25 protein-coding genes are annotated in these 25,562 nt (G+C 63.4%); 18 read left to right on the forward strand and 7 right to left on the reverse strand.

Annotated elements, in window-relative coordinates; all coding sequences use genetic code 11:
* Nucleotides 1-21: 21 nt before the first annotated feature.
* The 3 genes from GS_RS01845 to GS_RS01855 all read right to left on the reverse strand — a co-directional run bounded on the left by GS_RS01845 (nucleotide 22) and on the right by GS_RS01855 (nucleotide 5,599).
* The gene (locus GS_RS01845; RefSeq protein ID WP_010941039.1) at nucleotides 22-2,586 is read right to left on the reverse strand and encodes a glycosyltransferase family 1 protein; all 2,565 of its coding nucleotides are present in this window, start codon (nucleotides 2,584-2,586) and stop codon (nucleotides 22-24) included.
* A 186-nt stretch (nucleotides 2,587-2,772) separates the two neighbouring features.
* Nucleotides 2,773-4,140, reverse strand: a complete 1,368-nt coding sequence (locus GS_RS01850; protein ID WP_010941040.1) for a sigma-54-dependent transcriptional regulator — start codon at nucleotides 4,138-4,140, stop codon at nucleotides 2,773-2,775.
* Between the two features lie 43 nt (nucleotides 4,141-4,183).
* Nucleotides 4,184-5,599 (reverse strand): sensor histidine kinase, encoded by a 1,416-nt coding sequence (locus tag GS_RS01855; protein WP_010941041.1) that lies wholly within the window; start codon nucleotides 5,597-5,599, stop codon nucleotides 4,184-4,186.
* Between the two features lie 185 nt (nucleotides 5,600-5,784).
* On the opposite strand from GS_RS01855, the gene hypA reads away from it, so the two are divergent.
* The 10 genes from hypA (at nucleotide 5,785) to GS_RS01905 (ending at nucleotide 13,435) form a co-directional block, all read left to right on the forward strand.
* The gene (hypA, locus tag GS_RS01860; protein ID WP_010941042.1) at nucleotides 5,785-6,117 is read left to right on the forward strand and encodes a hydrogenase maturation nickel metallochaperone HypA; all 333 of its coding nucleotides are present in this window, start codon (nucleotides 5,785-5,787) and stop codon (nucleotides 6,115-6,117) included.
* A gap of 122 nt (nucleotides 6,118-6,239) precedes the next feature.
* A complete protein-coding gene (gene gcvT, locus GS_RS01865; protein ID WP_010941043.1) occupies nucleotides 6,240-7,328 on the forward strand; it encodes a glycine cleavage system aminomethyltransferase GcvT in 1,089 nt (362 codons plus the stop codon).
* A gap of 55 nt (nucleotides 7,329-7,383) precedes the next feature.
* Entirely contained in the window at nucleotides 7,384-7,758 is a 375-nt protein-coding gene (gene gcvH, locus GS_RS01870) for a glycine cleavage system protein GcvH (RefSeq protein WP_010941044.1), read from the forward strand.
* Nucleotides 7,758-9,104 (forward strand): aminomethyl-transferring glycine dehydrogenase subunit GcvPA, encoded by a 1,347-nt coding sequence (gene gcvPA, locus GS_RS01875; protein WP_010941045.1) that lies wholly within the window; start codon nucleotides 7,758-7,760, stop codon nucleotides 9,102-9,104. Before gcvH ends, gcvPA begins: the two co-directional genes overlap by 1 nt.
* The gene (gene gcvPB, locus GS_RS01880; RefSeq protein ID WP_010941046.1) at nucleotides 9,095-10,540 is read left to right on the forward strand and encodes an aminomethyl-transferring glycine dehydrogenase subunit GcvPB; all 1,446 of its coding nucleotides are present in this window, start codon (nucleotides 9,095-9,097) and stop codon (nucleotides 10,538-10,540) included. The genes gcvPA and gcvPB overlap by 10 nt, the downstream gene beginning before the upstream one ends.
* Nucleotides 10,540-11,349, forward strand: coding sequence for a lipoate--protein ligase family protein (locus tag GS_RS01885; protein WP_010941047.1), 810 nt, complete (start codon nucleotides 10,540-10,542; stop codon nucleotides 11,347-11,349). The genes gcvPB and GS_RS01885 overlap by 1 nt, the downstream gene beginning before the upstream one ends.
* Nucleotides 11,346-12,257, forward strand: a complete 912-nt coding sequence (gene lipA / locus GS_RS01890; protein WP_010941048.1) for a lipoyl synthase — start codon at nucleotides 11,346-11,348, stop codon at nucleotides 12,255-12,257. The genes GS_RS01885 and lipA overlap by 4 nt, the downstream gene beginning before the upstream one ends.
* Nucleotides 12,254-12,478 carry a lipoprotein gene (locus tag GS_RS01895; protein ID WP_010941049.1) on the forward strand — a complete coding sequence of 75 codons (225 nt, stop codon included), beginning with the start codon at nucleotides 12,254-12,256 and terminating at the stop codon, nucleotides 12,476-12,478. The genes lipA and GS_RS01895 overlap by 4 nt, the downstream gene beginning before the upstream one ends.
* Before the next feature lie 8 nt (nucleotides 12,479-12,486).
* On the forward strand, nucleotides 12,487-12,891 hold the full coding sequence (locus tag GS_RS01900) for an OsmC family protein (RefSeq protein WP_010941050.1): 405 nt from the start codon (nucleotides 12,487-12,489) through the stop codon (nucleotides 12,889-12,891).
* A 115-nt stretch (nucleotides 12,892-13,006) separates the two neighbouring features.
* The gene (locus tag GS_RS01905) at nucleotides 13,007-13,435 is read left to right on the forward strand and encodes an FKBP-type peptidyl-prolyl cis-trans isomerase (RefSeq protein WP_010941051.1); all 429 of its coding nucleotides are present in this window, start codon (nucleotides 13,007-13,009) and stop codon (nucleotides 13,433-13,435) included.
* Nucleotides 13,436-13,515: 80 nt separating this feature from the next.
* Here GS_RS01905 and GS_RS01910 read toward each other — a convergent pair whose 3' ends face one another.
* Nucleotides 13,516-13,992: a ferritin-like domain-containing protein gene (locus GS_RS01910; protein ID WP_010941052.1), complete on the reverse strand. Its 477-nt coding sequence runs from the start codon at nucleotides 13,990-13,992 to the stop codon at nucleotides 13,516-13,518.
* A 180-nt stretch (nucleotides 13,993-14,172) separates the two neighbouring features.
* Here GS_RS01910 and GS_RS01915 point away from each other — a divergent pair, with 180 nt between their 5' ends.
* Nucleotides 14,173-15,057 (forward strand): NAD-dependent epimerase/dehydratase family protein, encoded by an 885-nt coding sequence (locus GS_RS01915; protein WP_010941053.1) that lies wholly within the window; start codon nucleotides 14,173-14,175, stop codon nucleotides 15,055-15,057.
* A 37-nt stretch (nucleotides 15,058-15,094) separates the two neighbouring features.
* On the opposite strand, the gene radC is transcribed toward GS_RS01915, so the two are convergent.
* Complete coding sequence (gene radC, locus GS_RS01920) at nucleotides 15,095-15,784, reverse strand: RadC family protein (RefSeq protein ID WP_010941054.1); 690 nt, start codon at nucleotides 15,782-15,784, stop codon at nucleotides 15,095-15,097.
* Between the two features lie 91 nt (nucleotides 15,785-15,875).
* Complete coding sequence (locus GS_RS01925) at nucleotides 15,876-16,685, reverse strand: undecaprenyl-diphosphate phosphatase (protein ID WP_010941055.1); 810 nt, start codon at nucleotides 16,683-16,685, stop codon at nucleotides 15,876-15,878.
* A gap of 199 nt (nucleotides 16,686-16,884) precedes the next feature.
* Between GS_RS01925 and GS_RS01930 the strand changes: the two genes are divergently transcribed.
* Together GS_RS01930 and GS_RS01935 are read left to right on the forward strand one after the other, a co-directional pair.
* Entirely contained in the window at nucleotides 16,885-17,502 is a 618-nt protein-coding gene (locus GS_RS01930) for a DUF47 domain-containing protein (protein WP_010941056.1), read from the forward strand.
* Nucleotides 17,495-18,496, forward strand: coding sequence for an inorganic phosphate transporter (locus tag GS_RS01935; protein WP_010941057.1), 1,002 nt, complete (start codon nucleotides 17,495-17,497; stop codon nucleotides 18,494-18,496). Before GS_RS01930 ends, GS_RS01935 begins: the two co-directional genes overlap by 8 nt.
* A gap of 52 nt (nucleotides 18,497-18,548) precedes the next feature.
* Here the strand turns inward: GS_RS01935 and GS_RS01940 are convergent, their stop codons facing one another.
* Entirely contained in the window at nucleotides 18,549-19,031 is a 483-nt protein-coding gene (locus GS_RS01940) for a DUF2062 domain-containing protein (RefSeq protein WP_010941058.1), read from the reverse strand.
* Between the two features lie 219 nt (nucleotides 19,032-19,250).
* Here GS_RS01940 and GS_RS01945 point away from each other — a divergent pair, with 219 nt between their 5' ends.
* From GS_RS01945 to GS_RS01965, 5 genes are all read left to right on the forward strand, one after another.
* Nucleotides 19,251-20,591 carry a TolC family protein gene (locus GS_RS01945; protein ID WP_235044950.1) on the forward strand — a complete coding sequence of 447 codons (1,341 nt, stop codon included), beginning with the start codon at nucleotides 19,251-19,253 and terminating at the stop codon, nucleotides 20,589-20,591.
* Nucleotides 20,588-21,700, forward strand: a complete 1,113-nt coding sequence (locus GS_RS01950; protein WP_010941060.1) for an efflux RND transporter periplasmic adaptor subunit — start codon at nucleotides 20,588-20,590, stop codon at nucleotides 21,698-21,700. Before GS_RS01945 ends, GS_RS01950 begins: the two co-directional genes overlap by 4 nt.
* Nucleotides 21,701-21,772: 72 nt before the next feature.
* Entirely contained in the window at nucleotides 21,773-21,916 is a 144-nt protein-coding gene (locus GS_RS01955) for a hypothetical protein (RefSeq protein WP_153304092.1), read from the forward strand.
* A gap of 5 nt (nucleotides 21,917-21,921) precedes the next feature.
* Nucleotides 21,922-25,155 carry an efflux RND transporter permease subunit gene (locus GS_RS01960; protein WP_010941062.1) on the forward strand — a complete coding sequence of 1,078 codons (3,234 nt, stop codon included), beginning with the start codon at nucleotides 21,922-21,924 and terminating at the stop codon, nucleotides 25,153-25,155.
* On the forward strand, nucleotides 25,130-25,558 hold the full coding sequence (locus GS_RS01965) for a C-GCAxxG-C-C family protein (protein WP_010941063.1): 429 nt from the start codon (nucleotides 25,130-25,132) through the stop codon (nucleotides 25,556-25,558). Before GS_RS01960 ends, GS_RS01965 begins: the two co-directional genes overlap by 26 nt.
* The last annotated feature ends 4 nt before the right edge of the window (nucleotides 25,559-25,562 follow it).

Genomic DNA, 25,562 nt, shown 5'->3' on the forward strand with positions numbered 1-25,562 from the left:
CAGAACTGAAGCCGTTGCCGCTCAGCCCCAGACGAGCAGACCCTGTTCGTAAACCGGTCCCAGTTCGGGATGGCGGGGCATGACCCGGATCATGAAACCGTGCCTGCCGCAGAACCGGGTTTCGATGTCACCCGTGAAGCGGTGGGAGCCTCCCCCTTCCTCTTCCGCGTGGTCCAGCGGAATCAACTCGCCTCCCACGATGTTGCCCCGGGAGTCGAGGACGCCGCAGTAGGTCTCCACAATCACCCGGTCCGGGACGATGTCGCCCAGGGCAATACGGGCAGTCACCGGAATGGGCGCGCCCAGGGGCACCTCCTCGGGGGCGGGGGCCTCCACCGAAATCACTTTCACTTGGTGCCAGGACCGGTGCATCTCACCCTTCCAGCGGGCCAGATCCACGGCCCGGGCCAGACCGTCGCCGGCCAGGGTGCGCCACTCCTCGAAGGAGGGGAGGTACATCCGCTCGGCATACTCCTTGACCATCCGCTCGGTGCTGAAGACCGGGCACAGGGTCTGGAGGCTCGCTTTCATGCAGGCGAGCCAGCCGCGGGGGATGCCGTCGGGACCCCGGTCATAGAAGAGGGGGATGACCTCCTTTTCCAGCAGGTCGTAGATGGCGCGGCTCTCCACCTCGTTCTGGAAGTCGATGTCGTCGTAGACCTCACCCTTGCCGATAGCCCAGCCGTTGTTCCCCCGGTATCCCTCGGGCCACCAGCCGTCCAGAACGCTCATGTTGAGGCCGCCGTTGAACGCCACCTTCATGCCGCTGGTGCCGCTGGCCTCCAGGGGGCGCAGGGGGGTGTTGAGCCAGACGTCGACCCCCTGGACCAAGTGCCGGGCCACGGCCATGTCATAGTCCTCGATGAACACGATCCGGTTGTGGAATCGCGCTTCCAGGGAGTGCTGGAAGATGCGGCGGATCAGTTCCTTGCCCTCCACGTCGTGGGGATGGGCCTTGCCCGAGAAGATGATCTGCACGGGGCGGTCGGCGTCGTTGAGGATGCGGGCGAGCCGGTCCAGGTCCCGGAAGAGCAGGGTCCCCCGCTTGTAGGTGGCGAAGCGCCGCGCGAACCCGATGGTCAGGGCTTCCGGGTCCAGCACCTCGTCGGCCTGGGCGATCTCCTTGGCCGTGGCGCCCACCTGGTGCAGGTGATCCTTGAGCCGGCGCCGGGCAAAGACCACCAGCCGTTCGCGGCACCGTTCGTGAGTCCGCCAGAGTTCGGAGTCGGGAATGTTGGCGACCCGCTTCCAGAGGAGCGAGTCGGTGGGGTCTTCCCGCCAGCGGTTGCCCAGGTAGCGGGTGAGGAGCCCGGCCATCTCCACCGAGAGCCAGGTCTTGGTGTGGACGCCGTTGGTGACGGAGGTGATGGGGATGTGCTCGTCAGGCAGCTCGGGCCAGAGGTTTTTCCACATCTTGCGCGAGACCTCGCCGTGAAGCTGGCTGACGCCGTTGGCGTGATTGGCCAGCCGCAGGGCCAGCACCGCCATGCAGAACGATTCGTGGGGATTTTTCGGCAGCTGGCGTCCCAGGGAGAGGAATTCATCCCGGGAGAGCCCCAGGAACCGGTAATAGCGTCCCAGATAGCGTTCCAGCAGGTCTGCGGGGAAATGGTCGATACCCGCGTCCACGGGAGTATGGGTCGTAAAGATGGTGCCGGCGCGGACCGCTTCCATGGCCTCCGGGAAGCGCAGGCCGTGCTTTTCCATGAGGAGCTTGGTCCGCTCCAGGGCCAGGAAGGCGGCGTGCCCCTCGTTCATGTGGCAGACATTGGGATCGATGCCGAGGCGGTTCAACGCCCGGATGCCGCCGATGCCCAGCAGAATCTCCTGGCGGATGCGCATGTCCTGGTCCCCGCCGTAGAGCTGGGCCGTGATCTCCCGGTCCAGCGGGTCGTTCTCCTCCATGTTGGTGTCCAGGAGATAGAGGGGAATCCGGCCCACCTGCACCTTCCAGATCTGGACGTGGACCTTGCGGCCGGCCAGATCGAGCTCGATGGTGACCGGTTGCCCTTCCTCGTCCCGCTGGAGTTTGAGGGGGAGGTTGTAGAAGTCGTTCTCGGGGTAGAGCTCCTGCTGCCACCCTTCGATATTGAGATACTGGCGGAAGTAGCCCTGGCGGTAGAGGAGGCCGATCCCCACCAGGGGGATTCCCAGGTCGCTGGCCGACTTGAGATGATCCCCCGCCAGCACCCCCAGGCCGCCGGAGTAGGTGGGAACCGATTCGTGGAGACCGAACTCCATGGAGAAATAGGCAACCCGCAGGGGACGCTCGCCGTTCCAGGTCCGATCGAACCACGTCTTGCCGGTCATGTAGCCGTGGTATTTTTCCTCGACCCGCTTGAGCTGGGCCATGAAGCCCTCGTCCGCCACAAGGCGCTCAAGGGTGGTTTGCTGGAGGATGCCGAGCATCTCCACCGGGTTGTGGCGAGTCTGCTGCCACAGGTCGATGTCGAGCCGCTTGAAGAGTTCCACCGCATCAGGCTCCCACGTCCACCAGAGATTGTAGGCCAGGGTCTGGAGGATGGCGAGTTCCCCCGACAGGGAAGGGACAACGGTGAAACGGTGGATTCTCTTGGTGAAGTCCATTGAAACCTCCGGGACCGGGGAAGGGGCCGCGAGCGCCGTTGATCCGCGGCCGGTCGATGCACCCCCCGTCATGTATCGTGATGGTTTTGTCTTACGCAGAGTTGCTGCGGTTAAGCGGCCGTTATCAGGTCCTATCGCCCCGGTCTTCGCTGACGGGAACTTCCGTCCCTGGCACCGGTAGCCGGTTCACGGCCCCTGGTCCCGGGTTATGCCGAACTTTTCCAGCCGGTACTGGAGTGTTTTGTAGCTCATGCCGAGCAGCGGCGCCGCCTTTGCAATGACCCCACCGGCCCGCTCCATGGCCTTGATGATCAGGTTCTTTTCCAGTTCCTCGAACTGGATGCCGTCGGCGGGAAGCTCGAAGGGGAGTCCGCCGCCCGGCGACACCCCTTCGCCGATCTCCGCCGGCAGGTCGCCGGGTTCGACCAGCTCTCCCTCCGCCATGAGGATGCCCCGCTCGATCACCGACTCCAGCTGACGGACGTTGCCGGGCCAGCTGTAGTTCATGAGGAGCTTCAGGGCGGCGCGGGAGAGCCCCTTCACCCCCGTATCGCCCCGGTATTTCGCCACGAAGAAGTCGGTCAGGGCAGCTATGTCGCTTCCCCGTTCCCGCAGCGGCGGAAGGCTGATCCGGATCACGTTAAGGCGATAGAAGAGGTCCTCCCGGAAGTTGCCCCGGCGGATCTCCGCTTCCAGGTCACGGTTGGTGGCCGAGATGATCCGGACATCCACCGGGATGTTGACCTTGCCCCCCACCCGCCGGATCTCCTTGGCCTGGATCGCCCGCAGGAGTTTCGCCTGCATGGCCACGCTCATCTCCCCGATCTCGTCCAGAAAAACGGTGCCGCCGTTCGCGGCCTCGAAGATGCCGATCTCGCGGGAACTGGCGCCGGTGAAGGCACCCTTCTCGTGGCCGAACAGCTCGCTCTCCATGAGGGTTTCCGGGATGGCGGCACAGTTGATGGCGAAAAAGGGCTTGTCCGCCCGGGGGCTCCTTTCGTGGATGGCGCTGGCCACCAGCTCCTTGCCGGTGCCCGATTCGCCCTGGATGAGGACCGTGGAGGCGGTGGGCGCGATCTTGGTGACGATCCGAAAGACCTCTTTCATCTTGGGGTGCTCGCCGATGATGTCCGGAATGGCGCCCGTTTCCTCCAGTTTTTTGTGGAGCGCCCGGTTCTCCTTCAGCAACCGGACCCGCTCTACCGCCCGCCGCAGGGTGAGCAGCAGGGTGTCCCGCTCCAGGGGCTTTTCCAGATAGTCAAAGGCCCCTTTCTTCATAGCTTCCACTGCCGAGTCAACGGTGCCGTGGGCAGTCATCATGATGATGCACTGCTGCGGGTCAGCCGCCAACAGCCGCTCCAGCAGCTCCATTCCCGACATTCCCTGCATCTTCAGATCCGTGAGGATGACATCGAACTCCCGCTCGTCCAGCAAGGCCAGGGCCTCCTGTCCGCCGGCCGCCGTCGTGGTTTCGTAGCGTTCTCCCTCCAGGATGGTCTGGAGGATCTCGCGCTGCCCCCGTTCATCGTCGACGATCAGTATGGTTGCGGGCATGGTTTCTCCGTTCTGCATAAGTATAGGGTGTTTTCCGGTGAAGTCATCGCCCGCCCCGGAGAATGACGGTAAATGTGGTGCCCTGCGCCGGTGTGCTTTCCACGAGGATCTCACCGCCGTGCTCGCGGATGATCCGCTCGGTGATGGCGAGACCCAGGCCGATCCCCGCTTCCTTGCTGGTGAACCAGGGCTGGAATATTTTCGGCAGGTCCTCCGGCGGGATACCGACCCCCTGGTCGGTAAAGGTAAGGTGGAATGTTTCCGTTTCCCGGTCAAAGGAGGCGCCGAGGGTGATGGTACCGCCCCCCGGCATGGCCTGGATGGCGTTGGTCACGAAGTTGAAGACGCAGTTGCGGAGCATCTCGCCGTCCGCGCGCATGGGAGGGAGATCCGGCGGGATTTCGGTGGCCACGGCGATCCGCTGTTCGTCGAGACGCTCCCGGAGCAGCGGTAGGGCCCGGTCGATCAGCTCACGGTAGCAGACCTCACCGATGCGCAGCTTCAGCGGGCGGCCATAGTTCATGAAGTTGACCACCAGGTAGTTGGCCCGCCGCACCTCCTCCTTGATCTTTTCCGCCAGAGGAACGAAGCGCTCGCCCTTGTCGGGGCAGGCAGCCACGAATTCGCCCTTGAGATGATCCACGGCAAGGCTGATGTAGTTGAGAGGGTTGCGTATTTCGTGGGCGATGCCCGACGCGAGCTGTCCCACCTTGGAGAGGTGTTCTGCCTCGTAGAGCCGTTTTTCAAGGTTTTCCCGTTCCTGGAGCTTGGTAACCATCTCGTTGAAGTTCCGCCCCAACTCGCCGATCTCGTCACTGCCCGCCACCGGGAAGCTCACGGTCAGGTCGCCGTCGGCCACCCGCCGGACCTGGGCGGCCAGCCGGTTGATGGGCGCCGTGTAGCGCGTTGCCAGGAAAATGGTGAAGATGATCCCCAGCAGAAAGACCAGCGAGGTGGCCACCACCCGGTTCACGAAGTTCTCATGCTGGATGGTCCTGATATTGTCCAGCAGCAGGTTGATCTGGACGTATCCCAGCTGCTGGTCGCCGACGATGACCGGCACCAGCAGCTCATAGGAGCGGTTGGCGGTGGCGCGTTCCCGACGGGATTCGGGTGCCGCCCTGAGCCCCTTTTCCATCTTCTTGATGTCGCGCTTCTTGCCCACCTTGGAAGGGTCGGACGAGTCGATGATCTCCCCTTCGTTGCTGATGATGCTGATCTCCTTGACCCCCCTGACCCGTGCCTCTTTCATGTAGCGGGCAAGCCGCTCCGGGTCGGGCTCGAACTCGGACGTCAGATCCTCGACGCTCATCTGGATGGCCTGGGAGACGAAGGAGGAGCTCTCCTGGATCTCCTGCACCATTTCGTTCTGACTGTACTGGTTGAGCACGAAGAGGGTGACGACGGCGATGACGAGCAGCGTCAGCATGATCATCACCAGCTTGGTATTGAGTCTCATGGGGCCTCTGGTGGGCGTTCGACGTAAAAAATCGAGTCCTTGTGGGCGGTACGGCGGGATTATACACCAGGGCCAAGGGGGTGGCAAGGCGGCTCTCCCAGCGCTTCTTTTGTAGGATAAACTCTGCTATGATCGGCCGGAACGACCAGACCGCCCGGCAGATGGGGGTGAGGAGGATGGAAGCTGTGCATGAAATGTCCATAACCCAAAACGTGGTAGAAATATGCGAGAAAAGCGCGGAGGGCCGGCGAATTCTGGCGGTCGTGCTGGAGATCGGCGAGCTGTCCGGCGTGGTGCCCGAGGCCGTGGAGTTCTGCTTCGAGGCATGCACCGCCGGCACCCTTGCCGAGGGGGCACGGCTTGCCATCGACCGTGTTCCCGGCCGGGGAGAGTGCGGCAACTGCGCCACCGTGTTCCCGGTCCGGACCTACTTCGACCCCTGTCCCGCCTGCGGCGCCTACGGGGTGCGGGTGGTGGCCGGTGAAGAGCTGCGGGTAAAGGAACTGGAGGTCGAGTAGACGATCCGTCTGCCCGGCGCAGTGGCAACGTCGGTTTCCTGCGGTAAAATCGTTTACAAACCCCCGGTCATCATTTACAGTTGTGGCCCCGCCCACAGCCATCCCCCCTTCGGGAGACCCCCATGGATACCCTCGCAAGCACCCCGTTGCGCATCGAGCACGAACGCCTCAACGCCCTCATGGCCCCCTTCGGCGGCTGGAACATGCCGATCCAGTACGAAGGGATCATCGCCGAGCACCGGTGGTGCCGGGAGAAGGCCTCCCTGTTCGACATCTGCCACATGGGGGAATTCCTCTTCACGGGCGATATCATCGCCGACGGACTGGAAGACGTCTTCACGTTTTCGGTGGCCTCCATCCCGGTGGGGCGGTCCCGCTACGGCTTCCTCCTGAACGGAGACGGCGGCATCATGGACGATCTGATCGTCTTCCGCCTGGCGCAGAACGAGGCCATGGTGGTGGTGAACGCGGCCACCATAGGCAAGGATTTCGCTGCCATCTCCGCCCGTCTCGGCGGCGGCGGGTTTCAGGACATCTCCGCCGCAACCGCCAAGCTCGATCTCCAGGGCCCCCTCTCCCGGGAAGTACTTGTGGAGGTCATCGGCCCGGAAATCGCGGCAATTCCCTATTTCAAATTCATCCGGACCAAGGTTCTCGGCGCCGATGCCATCGTGAGCCGCACCGGCTATACCGGAGAACTCGGCTATGAGATCTTCCTTCCGTCGGACCGCGTGGTGGAACTCTGGCAGCGGCTGTTGGCCGATCCCCGCGTCAGACCCGCCGGCCTCGGCGCCCGGGACGTGCTCCGGCTGGAGGTGGGCTACAGCCTCTACGGCAGCGATATCGACGAGTCTACCACTCCCCTGGAGGCGGGGCTCGAGTCCTTCGTGTCCTTTGACAAGTCCTTCGTGGGCAAAGATGCGCTCCTGGCCCAGCGGGCGGAAGGGGTGATGCGTCGCCGGGTGGCCTTTCAGGTCGCTTCCCGCCGTTCTCCCCGCCACGACTACGAGATTTTGTTCCAGGGCGAGCAGGTCGGCGCCGTCACCAGCGGTGTCTTTTCCCCCATGCTCGGCTGCGGCCTCGGCCTCGGCTATGTGACTCCCGGCACGGCCGTCCCCGGCGCCCCGCTCACGATCCGGCACGAGCGGGTCAGCATGGATGCGACGGTGGTGGACGCCCCTTTCTATCGGGGAGGGTCCCTGCGCGCCTGATTTGCCGGCAGATAATCCATTCAGTTCGTCATACATCCACAAGGAGGCAACAGTCATGGAAACCTATTTCACCAAAGAGCACGAGTGGGTCAAGGTCAAGGAAGGCGTGGCCGCCGTGGGGATCACCGAGTACGCCGCTCACCAGCTGGGAGACGTTACCTTCGTGGAGCTGCCGCAGGTCGGGAAGCAGGTGAAGCAGTTCGAGGTGCTGGCGGCCATCGAGTCGGTGAAGGCGGCCAGTGACATCTACGCCCCGGTTTCGGGGAAGGTGACCCAGGTGAACGAAGCCCTTGACGATCGTCCCGAGATCGTGAACGAGGCCGCCGAGGAGGCGGGGTGGATTGCCTGGATCGAGATGGGGGATACCTCTGAACTGAACGGTCTCCTGACCCGCGAACAGTACGACGAGTATCTGAAGGGCCTCGAATAATGAGCGGCGCCGACTACTGCCCCAACTCGCCGGAGGAGGTCCGCCGGATGCTGGACGCTGTCGGCGTCGCCGACATTGATGACCTTTTCCGCCCGATTTCCCCCGCCCTGCGGGCGAAATCCTTCGATCTGCCGCCGGGGATGTCGGAGTTCGAGATGCTGCACCGGCTCCAGACCCTGGCGGGCAGGAACGCTCAGGGCCTGGTCCACTTCGTGGGGGGCGGCTTCCATGATCACCTGATCCCGGCCGTGGTGGACCATCTGGCGTCCCGTCCCGAATTCTACACCGCCTATACCCCCTACCAGCCCGAGTGTTCCCAGGGAACGCTCCAGGCCCTCTTCGAGTATCAGACCGCCATCTGTCGGCTGACCGGCATGGAGGTTGCCAATGCCTCCCTCTACGACGGCGGCACGGCCCTGGCCGAGGCCGCCCTCATGGCCCTGCGGATCACGGGGCGCAGCCGGCTGGTGGTCGATGGCGCGGTGAACCCGTTCCACCGGGAGATCCTCGCCACCTACCTAGCCAACCTGGACGTGGAACTGGTGGAAATCGCCCCCAAGGCGGGGATGGAGGACGATGCCCGGCTGCGGGCCGCCATCGACGATGCCACCGCCGCGGTCATTGTCCAGAATCCCGACTTTTTCGGGACCCTGAGCGACCTTTCCGGGCTCGCGGCCGAGGCCCACGGGGTGGGCGCGCTCCTGGTGGCCTCGGTCTACCCGATCTCACTGGGCCTCGTCCGGAGTCCCGGCAGCATGGGGGCCGACATCGTGGTGGGGGACGGCCAAAGCCTCGGCAACCCTCTCTCGTTCGGCGGTCCCTCCTTCGGGTTCATCGCCGGTCGGCGCGAACACATCCGCAACCTTCCGGGCCGCATCATCGGCGAGACCGTGGACCGGAACGGCGCCCGTGGCTTCGTTCTGACCCTCCAGGCGCGGGAGCAACACATCAAGCGCCACAAGGCCACCTCCAACATCTGCAGCAACCAGAGCCTCTGCGCCCTGCGCGGCCTCATCTTCCTCTCGGCCCTGGGGAGCGAGGGGATGGCGGAGCTCGCCCGCCTGAACCGCGACAAGGCCGAATATGCCAAAGCCGTCCTCGGCGCCGTGCCGGGGGTGGAGGTGCTGAACAGCGGCTTCACCTTCAACGAGTTCACGGTCTGCCTCCCCAAGGTGGCCGAGGAAGCGGTCGTGGCGCTGCTCCGCAAGGGGGTGGCGGCCGGAGTTCCCCTGGGGCCTTACTACCCGGACATGGAGAAGTGCATGGTGGTGACGGTGACCGAAAGGCGGACCAGGGCCGAGATCGACGCCTTTGCCCGGCAACTGGAGGGTGCGTTATGGAACTGATCTTCGAAAAGTCGGTGACCGGCCGCCGGGGCGTCCGGCTCCCGGCCAGTGACGTCCCTCCGGCTCCTCCCCTTTCGGCGGTGCTTGCCCGTGACGGGGCGCCGGATCTGCCCCAGGTGAGCGAACTGGACGTGGTGCGCCACTTCACCACCCTGTCGCGGCGCAATTTTTCGGTGGATACCCACTTCTATCCGTTGGGCTCCTGCACCATGAAGTACAATGCCAAGGCCCTGGAGGAGGCGGCAAAGCTTTTTGCCCCCTATCACCCCATGGTGCCGCTCCTGCCCCATGGCGCATCCTTCAGCCAGGGAAGCCTGGGGCTCGTGCACGGGCTGGGCGAGGCCCTGGCCGAGATCACCGGCATGGACGAAGTGACCTGCCAGCCCCTGGCCGGCGCCCACGGCGAGATGACCGGCATCATGCTCATCGCCGCCTACCACGAGGCAAAGGGGAACCGGAAAAAATACGTGGTGGTCCCCGATTCATCCCACGGCACCAACCCGGCCTCGGCCGCCATGGTGGGCTACGAGATCATCACCGTTCCCACGGCCCCTTACGGGGACATGGACCTGGAGAAATACCGCGCGGTCATGACCGACGAGGTGGCGGCGGTCATGATGACCTGCCCCAACACCCTGGGACTCTTTAATCCCCACATCCGGGAGATCTGCGACATCGCCCACGACCACGACGCCCTCATGTACTACGACGGGGCCAACCTGAACGCCATCCTCGGCAAGGTGCGGCCCGGCGACGTGGGGTTCGACGTGATCCACGTGAATCTTCACAAGACCTTCGGCACCCCCCACGGCGGGGGTGGGCCGGGGAGCGGCCCCGTGGGGGTGAAGAAGCTGCTGGCCTCCTATCTGCCGGGGCCGCGCGTGGTGAAGAACAGCGACGGCGATTATTCCGTCATTCCCCATTCCCACGAGAGCATCGGTCGCACTGCGGGGTTCTTCGGCAACTTCGGAGTCATGGCCAAGGCCTTTGCCTATATCACCATGCTCGGACGGGAAGGGCTCATCCAGGTGAGCGAGCAGGCGGTCCTGAACGCCAACTACATCATGGCCCGGCTGAAGGACGTCTACGACCTCCCCTACGACCAGACCTGCATGCACGAATGCGTCTTTTCGGCAGCAAGGCAGGCGCGGAACGGCGTCCATGCCATCGATATCGCCAAGTTCCTCATCGACCGCGGTTTCCATCCCCCTACGGTCTACTTTCCCCTCATCGTCAAGGAGGCGATCATGATCGAGCCCACCGAGACCGAGAGCAAGGAGACCATGGACGCTTTCATCGAGGCCATGCGCGATGCCGCCGACCTGGCGGAGAGGAATCCGGCCGCCTTTGCCGAACTGCCGCGGACCATGCCCATCACCCGTCCGGACGAGACCAAGGCAGCCCGCGAGCAGAACGTGTGCTACTTCGGGTGCTGATGGAGCCGCCGGCCTGGCGCCTCATCGATACCGGCCCCCTGGACGGCCCACGGAACATGGCGGTGGACGAGGCGCTCCTCCGCCACTTCGGCCAGGGGGCAGCGCCGGTGCTCCGCCTCTACGGCTGGGAGCCGCCGGCCTTTTCCGTGGGGCGCTTCCAGAAGGCCGACGAGGCGATCGACCGGGAGCGCTGCCGCCGGGCCGACATTCCGGTGGTCCGTCGGATCACCGGCGGCGGACTCATCTATCACGGCCCCGAGCTTACCTATTCCCTGGTCTGCGCCCCCCGGCACATTGCCGGAGCTCGGGGGGTGAAGGAGTCGTTCCGGGCGCTCACCGGCTTTCTGTTCCGTTTCTACGGGGAACTGGGCCTGGCGGCGTGCTGGGCCGCGGATGACGCCGCCGGGGATGCGAGGCTCGGAGCGCGGACTCCCCTCTGCTTTGCGGGCAGGGAAGAAAGCGACATCGTCATCCGCGGGAGGAAGATCGGCGGCAACGCCCAGCGCCGGCTACGGGACGCCATTTTTCAGCATGGTTCCATCCCCTTGGCGGATGGCGTGGGAGAGGCACTCCCCTTTTTCCGGTCGGTGCCCGCGGGCCTCCGGGAGGGGACCACTGATCTGGCCGCCCTGGGGGTGGCTGGCGGGGCGGACCGGCTGCGAGCGCTGCTGGCCCGTTCCTTCAGCGCGGCCCACGGTGTGGCGCTGGTTCCGTCGGAACTCTCACCGGCGGAGCGGGAGACCGCTGACCGGCTCCTCCGGGAGCGCTACGGCAACGACGACTGGAATTTCGGGGGAGAAAACGGGTGAACATCCACCGCAAGCCGGAATGGCTCCGGAAAAAAATCAACCCTGCCGCCCACGGCGCCATGGATGAGCTGCTGGGAGAGTTGCGGCTCCACACGGTCTGCCGGGAGGCGCGCTGCCCCAATATCACCGAGTGCTTCCGGGAACGCCAGGCAACCTTTCTGATTCTCGGCGCGGAGTGCACCCGCCTCTGCTCCTTCTGCAACGTCACCAAGGGAGAGCCGCTGCCGCCCGACCCGGACGAGCCGGCACGGGTGGCCCAGGCCGTTGTCCGCCTGAGTCTGGCCCATGTGGTGATCACGAGCCCCACCCGGGACGATCTTCCCGACGGCGGAGCCGGCCACTACGTCGCCACCGTGGCGACCATCGGCCGGGTTGCGCCCGCAACCGTCGTGGAGCTTCTCATCCCCGACTTCCTCGGTAGTCGCGCGGCCCTGGCGGATGTCGTGGCTGCCGCGCCACGGATCATCGGGCACAATGTGGAAACCGTTCCCCGTCTCTACGCCATTCGTGCCGGCGCCGACTACGGCCGTTCGCTGGCGGTGCTCCGCACCCTGCGCGAACTGGCGCCGGGGTGTGCCACCAAGTCGGGGCTCATGCTCGGCCTGGGTGAGACGGAAGAGGAAGTCCTGGCGGTGATGGCCGACCTGCGGCGGGTCGACTGCACCTACCTCAGCCTCGGCCAGTACCTGGCTCCGAGCCGGTTCCACCACCCCGTGCGGGAGTTCGTCCTCCCCGAGACCTTTGACCGGCTGAAGGAACTGGCCGAAAAGATGGGATTCCGCCACGTGGAGAGTGGCCCCTACGTCCGCAGTTCCTACCACGCTGCCGGCTACGGCGGCGGAACGCGTACAGATCAACCCGTCGCATCCGGCTGTCTGTCGGATCAGGAAGGAGTATCAGCACAATGAGAAAGATAACCGTTCTTGCCCTGGTCGCCTCCATGCTCACTCTTGCCGCCTGCTCGGGCAAGGGTGTCCAGGAACTTTACGACACAGCCCAGTTCGAGGAGAAACAGCACAATCTGGAGCACGCGACAAAGCTCTACGAGGAGATCGTGGCCAAGCATCCCCAGTCGGAACTGGCCGCCCGGGCCAAGGAGCGGCTCGAAGCGATCAAGGCGGGGAAATAGGAGGGAATATGGAGCTGATCGTTACCTTTCCCGGCGGGAAAAAAGTGAACGCCGAACTGGGCGGCATGGTGATCCCCACGGACCAGCCGGTGGAGTCGGGGGGTGAGGGAACGGCACCGTCTCCCTATGATTATTTTCTGGCGTCCATCGGCACCTGCGCCGGTTTTTACGTTCTCGCCTTCTGCCAGCAGCGCGGCATCGCCACGGAGAATATCTCCCTGCGCCAGGCCATGGAGTTTACCCCCACGGCAGACGGCAGGAAGAAATTGTCTCGGGTCCAGATGGAGATCGTGGTGCCGTCCGATTTCCCCGAAAAGTACCGCAACGCCCTGGTCAAGTCCGCGGAGCTCTGCTCGGTCAAGAGGGCGCTGGCGGACCCGCCCGATTTCGCCATCCGAACCGTGGTTGCGTGATCGACCCGGCCGGCGCGCGCAACTGCCCGACTGACTTCAGAATTGCATGGATTTACGGGATTTCCGCTGGTATAGTTGCGGACGGCTGTCATCTCACGAGGAAAGGAACGGATACATGGCACAGGCAAAGCAGGGGGATACCGTCACGGTTCACTATACGGGCTCGCTCACTACAGGGGAGCTTTTTGATTCGTCGGAGGAAAGCGGTCCCCTGAAGTTCACCGTGGGCCAGGACGAGGTTATCCCGGGCTTTGAGGAGGCGGTGATCGGGATGAGCCCCGGCGAGACAAAGACCGTAACGATTCCCGAGGACAAGGCCTATGGGGCGCGCATGCCCGAACTTGTGGCCGACGTGGAGCGCCAGTACCTGCCGGCCGGGGCTGAGCCGGTCATCGGCCAGCAGTACGAGGTTACCCAGGATGACGGCCAGGTTTTCAACGTGACGGTGACCGCCATGACCGACGACATGGTGACGCTGGACGCCAATCACCCGCTGGCCGGCCGTGAGCTGGTCTTTGAAATCAAGCTGCTGGAGATCGCCTGATTGCGATCGGGGATGATCCGGAATTAAAAAAGGGAAGAGGCGAGGGCCTCTTCCCTTTTTTAATACGAAGGCGTTCTACGCTAGTTTTCGGTCATGAAGTGCTGTTCGTACATATCCTCAAGCTGCTGCAGGTGCTTGGTCTCGTCCGCCAGCAGCCTGTCGAAGAGCTTGGCCATGGGCGCGCCGGCACATCCCTGGGCCATGCGCTGGTAGAAGTCGATGGCACCTTTTTCCAGGTGAATGGCGTAGGCAAGGGCCTCCCGTGCATCGGACTCGGGGGAAAGCTCCTTTTTGGCCAGGACATAACCAAGGTTCATGGTCGGAATTTGTCGTTCCATGGAGCCGGCCCCTTCCATCTGGCCCTCAAGCAGGGCCTTCTCCAGGCTCAGTTTATGCTCCAACTCGTCCAGGGCGGCTTCCTTGAGGATCTGTTTGGCACCCTTGTTCTTCACCCTGCGGATCGCGTCAAGGTAGTGTCTGAACCCCTCTTCCTCCATGGTAATCGCCATCTCAACGGCGGCTTCGAATGTGTAGCAGACCGCTCCCTGTTCGCTCATGGCCGGTTCTCCTTATGGTTGCTTGGAAAATACTAAGTTATTAACATACCGCTTTAAGGATGACAAGCAGATTGTATACAGTATGCGATCATACCGGTGCAAGGTGTGGCAATCGGCGGCGGATGCGCTACACTTCACCTCAATGGAGCCTCAGTCACGCTCCCGATCGGAGGAACGCTCATGAAGATATTCGTTACCGGAGGAACCGGTTTTGTGGGAGGGCACGTGCGGAGGGCGCTGCTGGAACGGGGGCACTCGCTCCGGCTCCTGGTCCACCAGCGAAGCGAGGGGGTCGAGGCCGGGATCGAGCAGGTGGAGGGCGACGTGACGCGGCCGGATACCTTTGCCGGGGCCGTGGCGGGGTGTGACGCCACCGTCAACCTGGTGGGGATCATCCGGGAGTTTCCCGGTCGGGGGATAACCTTCGAAAAGCTCCACGTGGAGGCCACGCGCAACGTGGTGGAGGCCGCCAGGGCAGCGGGCATCCGGCGCCATCTCCAGATGTCGGCGCTGGCCACGCGCCCTGACGCCACCGCGGCCTATCACCGCACCAAGTGGCGGGCGGAGGAGGTCGTGCGGCAGTCGGAGCTCGACTGGACCATTTTTCGGCCATCCCTGATCTTCGGGCCCAAGGGCGCCTTTGTGGACATGCTGGCGGGATTCGTCCGCAGGTTTCCGGCCGTGCCGGTCGTCGGCGACGGCACCTACCGGCTCCAACCGGTTTCGGTCGACGATGTGGCCCGCTGTTTCGCCCTTGCCCTGGACATGCCGGAAACCTTCGGACAGACCTATGAGCTCTGCGGCCCGGACCGCCTCACCTACAACGAGGTCCTCGACATCATCGGCCGGGTGCTCGGCAAGGGCCATGTGGTCAAGATTCCCCAGCCGCTGGGACTGCTGAAGCTCGTGGTGCCGATCATGCAGGGATTTTCCTTCTTTCCCCTCACCATGGACCAGATCACCCTCTTGACTGAGGAAAATATCTGCTCGAATGCCTGGCCCTCCGTCTTCGGCTTTGAGCCGTGCCGTTTCGAGGCGGGAATCGCCTCGTTCCTGCATCGCTGACCCCACGCGGGACAGCTGCTCTTCCTTGCCGCAACGGCTAGAGTAATCCAGCCGAGACAAAGCTGGTGAAGCGACCGTCACCGATGATGATGTGGTCCAGGACCCTGATGCCCATGATGTCACCCGCTTCCCGCAGGCGGCGGGTGATTTCAAGGTCTTCGCGGCTCGGGGCCGGATCACCGGTGGGGTGGTTGTGGACAAGGATGACCGCGGCCGCGGACTCCCGGACGGCCGGGTTGAAGACCTCGCGGGGATGAACGATGCTCTGGTTGAGGGAGCCTTCCGAAACCTGGATCTCGCGCATGATCCGGTTCTTTCCGTCCAGCAGCAGGGCCATGAAGTATTCCTTGCGTCGGTCCCGGAAGGCATAGTGGTAGTGATTGTAGACCTGTTCGGGAGAGGTGAACCGTTCGCTGCAGATCATGAGCCGCTCGGAATTGATGCGAGAGGCCATTTCCAGGGCCGCCTTGATGGAGGTTGCCTTTGCCGTCCCCATGCCCTTCACCGCGCAGAGCTCGCTGACGGTGGCTCCGGCAAGAGTGCGGAGGTCGCCGCACTCCTGAAGGAGCGCCCGCCCCAGGTCGATGGCGCTCCGTCCGGTCACCGAGTCACCGGTCCGGATGATGAGGGCCAGCAGTTCCGCGTCCGATAGGACCGGAGCTCCCCGCCGCAAGAGCTTTTCCCGTGGCCGCTCGTCCTCGGGCCACGCCTTGATGCCGCCTGCCATGCAGTCCCTCCCTGGATGCACTGTTCCTCGACCGTGGGCCGGGAGGGAAACTCTACTATGAAATAAAAATAATTAAAAGATTGAAGCGGGGTCAGCGGGCAAAAAGGTAGGCGAGAACCGCCCCGCCCGCCAGGAGCCGGTACCAGACGAAGGGGTAGAGGGAGTAGCGCTGGACGAGCCTGAGGAGCAATGCCACGCCCAGGTAGCCCGAAACGGCCGATGTCGCCATGCCTGCCAGCAGGGGCGCCAGCTCTCCTGCGGGAATGCCGTGGCGGGCCAGTTCACCCATTTTCAGGATGCCGGCTCCGGCCACGATGGGAAGGGACAGGAGAAAGGAGAAGCGGGCTGCCGTATCGCGGGTAAAGCCGAGGAACAGTGCCGCCGTAATGGTAATGCCCGAGCGGGAGACGCCGGGGATCAGGGCGAGGCACTGGGCCAGGCCGATCAACAGTGCTCCCCTCAGGTCTACCCGGTCCATCCTCCAGCGTTTGGGGCCGGTGGTGTCGGCCAGCGCCAGGAGAAGGCCGAAGGCGATGAGGAGCAGGGCAATGAGGGTGTGGCTGCCCCGGAAAAACTCTTCAATGGGCTTCTCCAGGGTCTTGCCGGCAATGGCTGCCGGTACGGTACCGGCGATGATGAAGAACGGGAGCCTGGACGTTTGGCTCCCGAAGCCTTCCCGCAGTCCGGTGATGGCATCACTTATCAAGTATGCGATATCACGGCGGAAGTATACGCAGAGTGCGATCAAGGTCCCCACGTGTAGCCCCACGTCGAAAGTGAGCCCCGACTCAGGCCATCCCAGAAGCCAGGGGACAAGGATGAGGTGCGCGGAACTGCTGATGGGAAGTATTTCGGTGAGCCCCTGCAGAATGCCGAGGACCGCTGCGTGCATGATGTCCATGGATGGTGTTTCCCCCTTTGTCGACGCTAGACCGTAGATGAAACCCCTTGGAAAATCAAGTCAAAACAAAGATTGCGTTTTCATGGAACGGTAACGCTGTTGTAATATTTTTCATAGGCATCAGGAGTGTAATGTGGTATGTCTCTTCCGTTTGGCAATTCAACCCGACGGTCGCCCGCCGGAACAGCGGAGGTAGCAGATGTTCGGTCTCATTCCAAAGGAAGAGAAATTTTTTGCCATGTTCAAGGACATGGCGGCCAATATCGTGACGGGGGGGAAACTCCTCAAGCAAATGCTCGACAGCTATGACGACCCCCAGGCGAGCCAGAAGAAGATCAAGGATGTGGAGCACGCGTGCGATGCCATCACCCATGACATCATCCAGAAGCTCAACAAGAGCTTCGTCACCCCCTTCGACCGCGAGGACATCTATGCCCTGGCCGCGGCCCTGGATGACATTGTCGATCTCATCGACGCCTCGGCCCAGCGTTTCATCATGTACAACGTGGAAAAGCCGACCCCTGAGGCCAAGGAACTGGCCTTTTTGATTCTCCAGGGCTGTCTGGCCATCGAAAAAGCGGTGTCGCACCTTGGCGAAAAGTTCGAGCACATCGCCGAGCATTGCGTTGAGGTGAACGCCTTGGAGAACGAGGCCGACCGCGTGTGCCGCGAAGCCATCAGCCGCCTCTTCGACGAGGAGAAGGACCCGATCCAGCTCATCAAGTGGAAGGAGATCTACGAGACCCTGGAGCGGGCCACGGACAAATGCGAAGATGCCGCCAACATCCTCGAAAGCGTGGTGGTGAAGAATGCTTGACACTACGCTGATCATGCTCGTCCTGGTTATCGGGGCGGCACTTGCGTTCGACTACATCAACGGATTTCACGACACGGCCAATGCGATTGCCACCTGCGTTTCGACTCGGGCACTGTCGGTCCGGTCGGCCATTGTCATGGCGGCAGTGCTCAACTTTGCGGGAGCAATGATTTCGACCAAGGTGGCCGCCACGATCGGCAAGGGGATCGTGGACGCCGGCAACGTGACGCAGATGGTGGTGCTCGCCGGGGTCTTGGGTGCGATTATCTGGGACCTCGTCACGTGGTACTACGGGCTTCCCTCTTCGTCGTCACACGCCATCATCGGCGGAATCATGGGCGCGGTCATCGCCCACGCCGGCACGACGGCCCTCCATTGGGGCGGGCTGAAAAAGATCATCCTCTCGCTCATCCTTTCTCCTGTCATTGGAACGCTCCTCGGGTTCATCGTCATGGTGGTCATGCTCTGGAGCTTCAAGAGCACCTCGCCCCACTCCATAAACAAGCACTTCCGTCGTCTGCAAGTCCTTTCGGCCGCATTCATGGCCTTTTCCCACGGCACCGCCGACGCCCAGAAGTCCATGGGCGTCATCACCATGGCGCTGGTGAGTTATGGAACCCTCACCACCTTCGATGTTCCAACCTGGGTCAAGATTGCCTGTGCCGTGGCCATGGGCCTCGGCACCGCGGCCGGCGGCTGGCGGATCATCAAGACCGTGGGGAAGGATTTCGTCAAGCTGCAGCCGGTCCATGGCTTCTGCGTCGAAACCGCTTCGGCCGGCGTCATCCTGGGGGCGTCCTCCATCGGCATGCCGGTCAGCACTACCCACGTCATCACCTCCACTATCCTCGGCGTGGGGCTCTCCAAGCGGATCACGGCCGTGAACTGGAACGTGGCCTACCGTATCCTCTGGGCCTGGGTCCTGACCATCCCCGCTTCGGCGATCATGTCCTATGTTTCATACATGGTTTTGAACCCGTTCCTCGGCAAATAAAAAGGGGGCGACCGGATGGTCGCCCCTTCTGCATTCCGCTGTCCCCGGTTTATTACTCCAGTTCTTCCCCCACCTCTTCCATTTCCTCCGCCAGGGTCGCCAGGGTTTCATCCTTGCGACGAAAGCGAACCACCAGCCAGTAGCAGATGACATAGGCGACGACCGCCGCCACAAAGCCGATCACCGACGTGCCCAGCAGGAGCGATGTCGCGTGGGGTTTGAGGGCGTGCCAGTCGAGCCCGTGGAAGGAGAGCTCTGCGGGGGGGAGCCCCCGCATGACCCGCCCCAGTTTGTAACTGATTGCCAGAACGGGAACAACCGTCAGCGGCGTGTTCACCCAGGCTCCGGTGATGCAGGTGAGTTTGTTGAGCCGGAAGATGAATGCTGCGGCAATGGCCATCAGTGTATGAAAGGCAAAGAACGGGGTGAAGCTGATGAAGACGCCCACGGCGAAACCCGCCGCAATGTGGCCCGGATGGCTGTCCAGCGAGAGGATCGCCTTGATGTTCTTCTTCCACTTTTCCTTGTTGAGCACGACGCCCTCCCCCTGGCAAGAATGCCAAGTCTAGGGTTTCGTTTCCGCCTTTGTCAATTCCTTTCCGGCGGCGCGTTACCTGAAGCGTTCCGTGGCGATTCAGAGAAAAATGAAAAAATCTTCAAGATCGGGTATACTTTTCCCGTTGACAATATACGGCATGACATATATATACAAAATTATATATTGCGTGGCTCTGCAGCCACGGGGAGGAATGTGGTGAGGTCGCTTATCGTCGCCTTTTCGATGCTTGTTCTCAGTCCGCCGGTGCTGCTCGCCGCCGATCGGTCCGTCACGCTGCAGGAGGCCCTCCAGTCGGCTCTTGAGCGCAATCATCTGGTGAACGGCGCCCGCTTTGAGCGTGAGGCGGCCGAACGGGGGGCCGCCGCCAGCCGCAGCCGCTACTTCCCCCATATTTTCCTCGAAGAGGGTTTTGCCGCATCGGACGCGCCGGACCGGGTCTTCATGATGAAGCTCGACCAAGGGCGATTCACCCTCGACGATTTCCAGCTCGAGAACCTGAACACTCCTTCGTCCTACCGGGACTTCCGGACCGCAGTTACCTTGGAGCAGCCCCTGTTCGACCTGGGCATAGGCTATGGTCGGGAGATGGCCGAAAAAGAGGCGGAGCGGGCCGGTTTCTCCCTTGCCCAGCGGAGGGAGGATGTGGGCTTGGCGGTCTACGCGGCATATCTCGATGTCCAGAAGGGGCGGGTGACCCTGGCCGCGACGGAGAAGGAGGTGGCCGAGGCCCGGGAGAGCCTGCGGGTGGCCCAGGCCCGCAGCCGTGAGGGTACCGCGCTTCGTTCCGACGAGTTGCGGGCGCGAACCTTTCTTTCCGAATCGGAACAGCGCACTATTACTGCCCTGAACGACCTGCGTCTGGCCCGGATGCGGCTTGCCCTGGCCACGGGGGAGGATGCCGGCGGATCCCTTGACATCGCCGAAGAACTGATCAGTTCGCCGGTGCGGCTCTCTGAGGATGAGCTGGTACGGGAGGCTCTGGTCAATCGCAGCGATCTGAAAGGGGGCGAAAAGGACGTGGAGCGGGCCGAGGCGGCGGCGGGGGCTGCGCGTAGCGCCTGGTTCCCCACAGTCTATGCCGGGGCGTCGTACCAGATGAACAACCGGGATGTCCCCTTCGGCCGGGACAACGACGCCTGGATGGCCGGCGTGAACCTCCGGTGGGAACTGTTCGACGGCCTGCGTCGCTCGCACGACCAGGCCAAAGCCGGTGCCGTCCGGCAGGCTGCGCTCCAGTACCTGGAGCAGCAGCGCAAGGAGGTGGTGCTCAGGGTTCGCGAGGCCGCCTTGCGCCGCGAAGAGGCCGGCAAGAGACTTGAGGTGGCCCGCCATGCTCTGCTGGCTGCCGACGAAGGGATGCGCATCGTGGCGAAGCGTTACGAAAACGGTCTTGCCACCATGGTGGAGCTGTTGGATGCGCAGTCTGCCCTGAACAGGAGCAGGACCGGCCTCGTGGAGCGGGAGAGCGAGTATCTGTTGGCCACGGCCCGCGTGTACCACGCGGCCGGACTATTTCTGAAGGAGACCGTGAAATGAGGATGGGGAGAGGAGTGAGAGCGGCCTGTGGCGTCGTCCTCCTTGCTGCGGCCCTCACGGGCTGTGGCCATAAGGCGGATAAGGCGGAATCGAAGCAGCCCCCCGTCGTGACGGGAGTGACACTGATCCCGGCGGCCGGAGAGGCTATCCCGGACGGCGCAGAGGTGGTGGGGACGGTACGCGCCGCAGACGCCGCCGTCATTGCAGCCCGGCTTCCCGCCACCGTAACTGGCGTTCTCGTGCGGGAGGGGGACCGTGTGGGCAGGGGAAAGCTCCTGGTGACCCTTGAGGCCGCCGAGAGTTCGGCCCAGGCGTCCGCTGCGGCCGCCCAGGTGGCCGAGGCGGAGCGGGCGCTGGACGAAGCCCGTGCCCGCAAACGGCTGGCCGACGCAACCTATGAGCGCTACGCCAACCTCTTCAAGGATGAGGCAGTGACCCGTCAAGAGATGGACAACCGTCGCGCCGACCGGGACGTGGCCGAGCAGGGTGTCGAGCGGGCAACTGCCCGTTTGATGGCGAGCAGGGAGAGTGCGCGGGCGGCCGGGGTCGTGGCGGGTTACACCCGCATCGTCTCGCCGCTTGCCGGGGTAGTGACCGCAAAGCAGGTGGAAAACGGTATGACCGTGTTTCCGGGTACGCCGCTGATGACTATCGAGGGTGACGGGGGGCGCCGACTTGAGGCGTCCGTTCCCGAATCCCTCGCCGGTCGGGTAAGACTTGGCCAGCGCGTGCCGGTGACCATTGACGGGGCCGGTCTCTCGCTGGAGGGCCGGGTGGTTGAGATCGTGCCCGCCGCCGACCCGGCGAGCAGAACCTTCACCGTCAAGGTTGATCTTGCCGGTGAAGGGATCCGGTCGGGCATGTTCGGCCGGGCCTTTATCGCTACCGGTCAACGGCAGGGGATTCTCGTGCCGAAGTCGGCGGTGATGGAACGGGGGGCTCTCTCCTCGGTCTGGACGCTGGACCAGGGGAATGTCGCCCGGCTGCGACTCGTGAAAACGGGAAAACCCTTGGGCGACCGGATCGAGATCCTTTCGGGCCTCACGGCCGGTGAGCGGGTCATCTCAGCCGGGCTGGAAAAGGTTGTTGAGGGGGCGAAAATCCAGTAACGGGGATGCCCGCGGAAGAGGAGGCGCGGCAGCCCGTTGCTCCGCGCTCCGGCGCGGGGAGGCGCCGCCGCCATGCACGACGACGGACGCGACCCTGAAAAAGACGAGACCAACGCTGTCTGCCCGTCCTGGCTGCTCTGGGTGCTGGCGGTCTGGCTGTTCATCATCTGTATTGTCCTGGTCCTGCGACACGGGTGGACCTTTCCGGAGTTCTGATCACCATGGATACTCACCATCTCGGCTTTGCCGGCAAAATAGCCCGGGCGTTCATCGATTCCAAGCTGACGCCCCTCATCGTCATCGCCTCCCTGCTCCTGGGCGTCTACGCGGTCCTGGTCACCCCCCGCGAAGAGGAACCCCAGATCGTGGTGCCGATGGTGGACATCTACCTCCCCATGCCCGGCTCTACCCCCCAGGAAGTGGAGGAGCGGGTGGTCTCCCCCATCGAGCGGAAGATGTGGGAGTTGAACGGGGTGGAGTATGTCTATGCCATGAGCCGGCCGGGGATGGGACTTGTGACGGTCCGCTTCCTGGTGGGGGAGAACATGGAAGACTCCCTCGTGAAACTCTATAACAAGCTCATGAGCAACCGAGGCCTCCTCCCCCCCGGCGCCGGCGAACCGCTCGTGGTGCCCAAGTCCATCGACGACGTGCCGATCCTTTCTCTCACCCTCTGGTCCGAGCGCTACGATGGGTTCATGCTCCGCCGCATAGCCCGGGAGATCTGCGACGAACTGAAAAAGGGCGAGAACGTGGCCGAGGCCGAGATCAAAGGGGGCCTCAACCGGACCCTTTCGGTCCGCCTGGACAGTGCACGCCTAGCTGCCTACAATCTTTCTCCCCTCCAGGTTGCCGCAGCCATCCATGCGGGCAATGCCTCGCTCCAATCCGGGGCCTTCGCCGCCGACAACCGTGAAACGATCGTGGAGACCGGTTCCTTCATCGCTGATGCGGACGATGCCCGCCGGCTCGTGGTGGGTGTCTTCAACGGTCGCCCCGTCTATCTGGCCGACGTGGCCACCGTTACCGACGGAGCACCTGAGCCGGCCAACTACGTCTTCTTCGGGCTGGGGCCGGCCGCGGGGACCAAGGGGATCAGCGGCAACCAGGCGGAAAACTACCCGGCAGTGACCATTGCCGTGGCCAAGCGCAAGGGGGCCAACGCCACCTGGGTAGCCGAGGATCTCCTCCATCGGGTGGAGGCCCTCAAGGGGAAGGTGATCCCCTCCGACGTGAAGGTTACAGTGACCCGCAACTACGGTGAGACCGCCCGGGAGAAGAATAACGAGTTGCTTTACCACATGTTTCTGGCGGCCATTTCGGTCACGATCCTTATCGCCGTCTTCATGGGGTGGCGGGCCGGTGCCGTGGCGGCCATCGCCATTCCAGTGACCCTGGCGTTGACCATGCTGGTCTTCAACCAGATCGGCTATACCCTGAACCGGATCACCCTTTTTGCCCTTATCTTCTCAATCGGGATTCTGGTGGACGATGCCATCGTGGTGGTGGAGAACATCCACCGCTACTTCACCACGACCCGGTTCAAACCCCTGGAGGCGGCCATTCGGGCCGTGGACGAGATCGGCAACCCCACGGTGCTTGCCACCTTCGCTGTCATCGCCTCAATTCTGCCAATGGGGTTCGTGGGGGGGCTCATGGGTCCGTACATGCGGCCGATCCCGGTGGGCGCCAGCATGGCCATGCTCCTCTCCATGTTCATCGCCTTTATCGTGACCCCCTACTTCGCCTACCGCCTCATGAAGGGTGAGTCCCACTACGGCAGCGATGCCGCGGCAGAGGAGTCGAAGCTGACGGTCTTCTACCGGAAGGCTATGGGAGCGTTGCTGCACAACCGCCCCCTCCGGGCCGGGTTCATGATCGGGGTGGCGGTGCTGCTGGTAGCTTCGTGCTCACTCCTCTACTTCAAGCTCGTGACGGTGAAGATGCTGCCGTTCGACAACAAGAACGAACTCCAGGTGATCATCGACGCCCCCGAGGGGACCCCCCTGGAGGAGACGGCCCGCATGACCGCCGAGATGGGACAGGCGCTCCGTGGCATCCCCGAGGTGACCGACTTCCAGATGTACGTGGGGACCAGCGCTCCCTTCAACTTCAATGGTCTGGTGCGACACTACTACCTGCGCACCGGTTCCCACGTGGCCGACATCCAGGTGAACTTCGTCCACAAGAGCGAGCGCGCGGCCCAGTCCCACGACCTGGCGAAGCGAATACGACCGCTGCTCAAGGCGGTGGCCGACCGCCACGGTGCCCGGATCAAGGTGGCCGAGGTGCCGCCCGGCCCGCCGGTCCTCTCGACCCTGGTCACCGAGGTCTATGGGCCGGACCATGCCACGCGCCTGGACATAGCGCGTAAGATCAAGGCCATCTACGAGAAGGTGGACGGCGTGGTGGACACAGACTGGTACGTCGAGGACGACCAGCCGAAGGTTTCTTTTGCCGTGGATCGGGAAAAGGCCGCCCTGTCGGGGATATCCGTGGAAGATGTGTCCCGGACCCTGCGCATGGCGCTGGGTGGGGTCGACGCGGGGATCATGCATCTTCCGCGGGAAAAGGAGCCTGTGGCCATCAATGTGCGGCTCCCGGCTGCGCAGCGGAGTTCGGTGGAGGCCCTCTCCTCCATCTATGTGCCCGGTCCCCGGGGGAACATCCCCCTGTCCCAGCTCGTGCGGGTTTCCACCGGCGTCGAGGACCAGACCCTCTACCGCAAGAACCTCAAAAGCGTGGTCTACGTCACCGGCGACGTGGCAGGGGCCATCGAGGCGCCGGTCTATGCCATCCTGCAGATGCAGAAGGAGATCGACAAGATCCCCCTGCCCGGCGGCTACCGGATCGAGCAGCGGGCAGCCACCCAGCCCTGGAGCGAGGAGCGCCCCGGCATCAAGTGGGACGGCGAGTGGCACATTACCTACGAGGTCTTCCGGGACCTGGGGCTCGCCTTCGGCGCGGTGATGATCCTTATCTATCTACTGGTGGTGGCCTGGTTCAAGGACTTCACCACGCCGCTGGTCATCATGGGACCGATTCCGCTCACTCTTATCGGCATCCTGCCGGGGCACGCCCTGTTCGGGGCGTTCTTCACGGCCACTAGCATGATCGGCTTCATTGCGCTGGCGGGTATCATTGTCCGCAACTCCATCATCCTGATCGATTTCGCCGAGATGAAACGGCGGGAGGGGCTCCCCCTCGATGAGGCCATCATCGAGGCCGGAGCGGTCAGGTTCCGGCCCATGCTCCTGACCGGAGCGGCCGTGGTGGTGGGAAGTTTTGTTATCGTCTTCGATCCCATTTTTCAGGGACTTGCCCTGGCGCTCATGTTCGGGGAAATCGCCTCCACTACCCTGTCGCGGGTGACGATCCCGATCGTCTACTTCCTGGTGGAGCGCTGGAAGGAAAAACGGAGGGACTCGGATGTTCTGGTTGAAGAAAAAGGATAACGCACCGGCCGACTCGCTTGCCGAGCAGGTCGGGCTCGACGCGGAGGGCTTCTACCGCACGGGCAGGATGCACTGCGCCGAAGCGGTGCTCATGGCGATGCGCAACGCCTATTCGCCGGAAATGCCCCAGGATGTGGTCCGGGTGGCGGCCGGCTTCGGCGGCGGCTCCAATGCCGGTTGTCTGTGCGGAGCGGTTTCCGGGGGAACCATGGCCTTCGGGCTGGCGGTGAAGGAGGACAAGCGACGGGTGAACCGTCTCACCCGCCAACTCCATGACTGGTTCAAGCACGAATACGGCGCAACCTGCTGTCGCATCGCCACCAAAAACGCCAAGGGAAAGGGCGGCTGCGCGGTCCTTACCGGCGAAGTGGCCAAAAAGGCGGCGGAATTACTGGAAGAGTAAACGG

It is taken from the genome of Geobacter sulfurreducens PCA (genome assembly GCF_000007985.2).
Lineage (GTDB): Bacteria > Desulfobacterota > Desulfuromonadia > Geobacterales > Geobacteraceae > Geobacter > Geobacter sulfurreducens.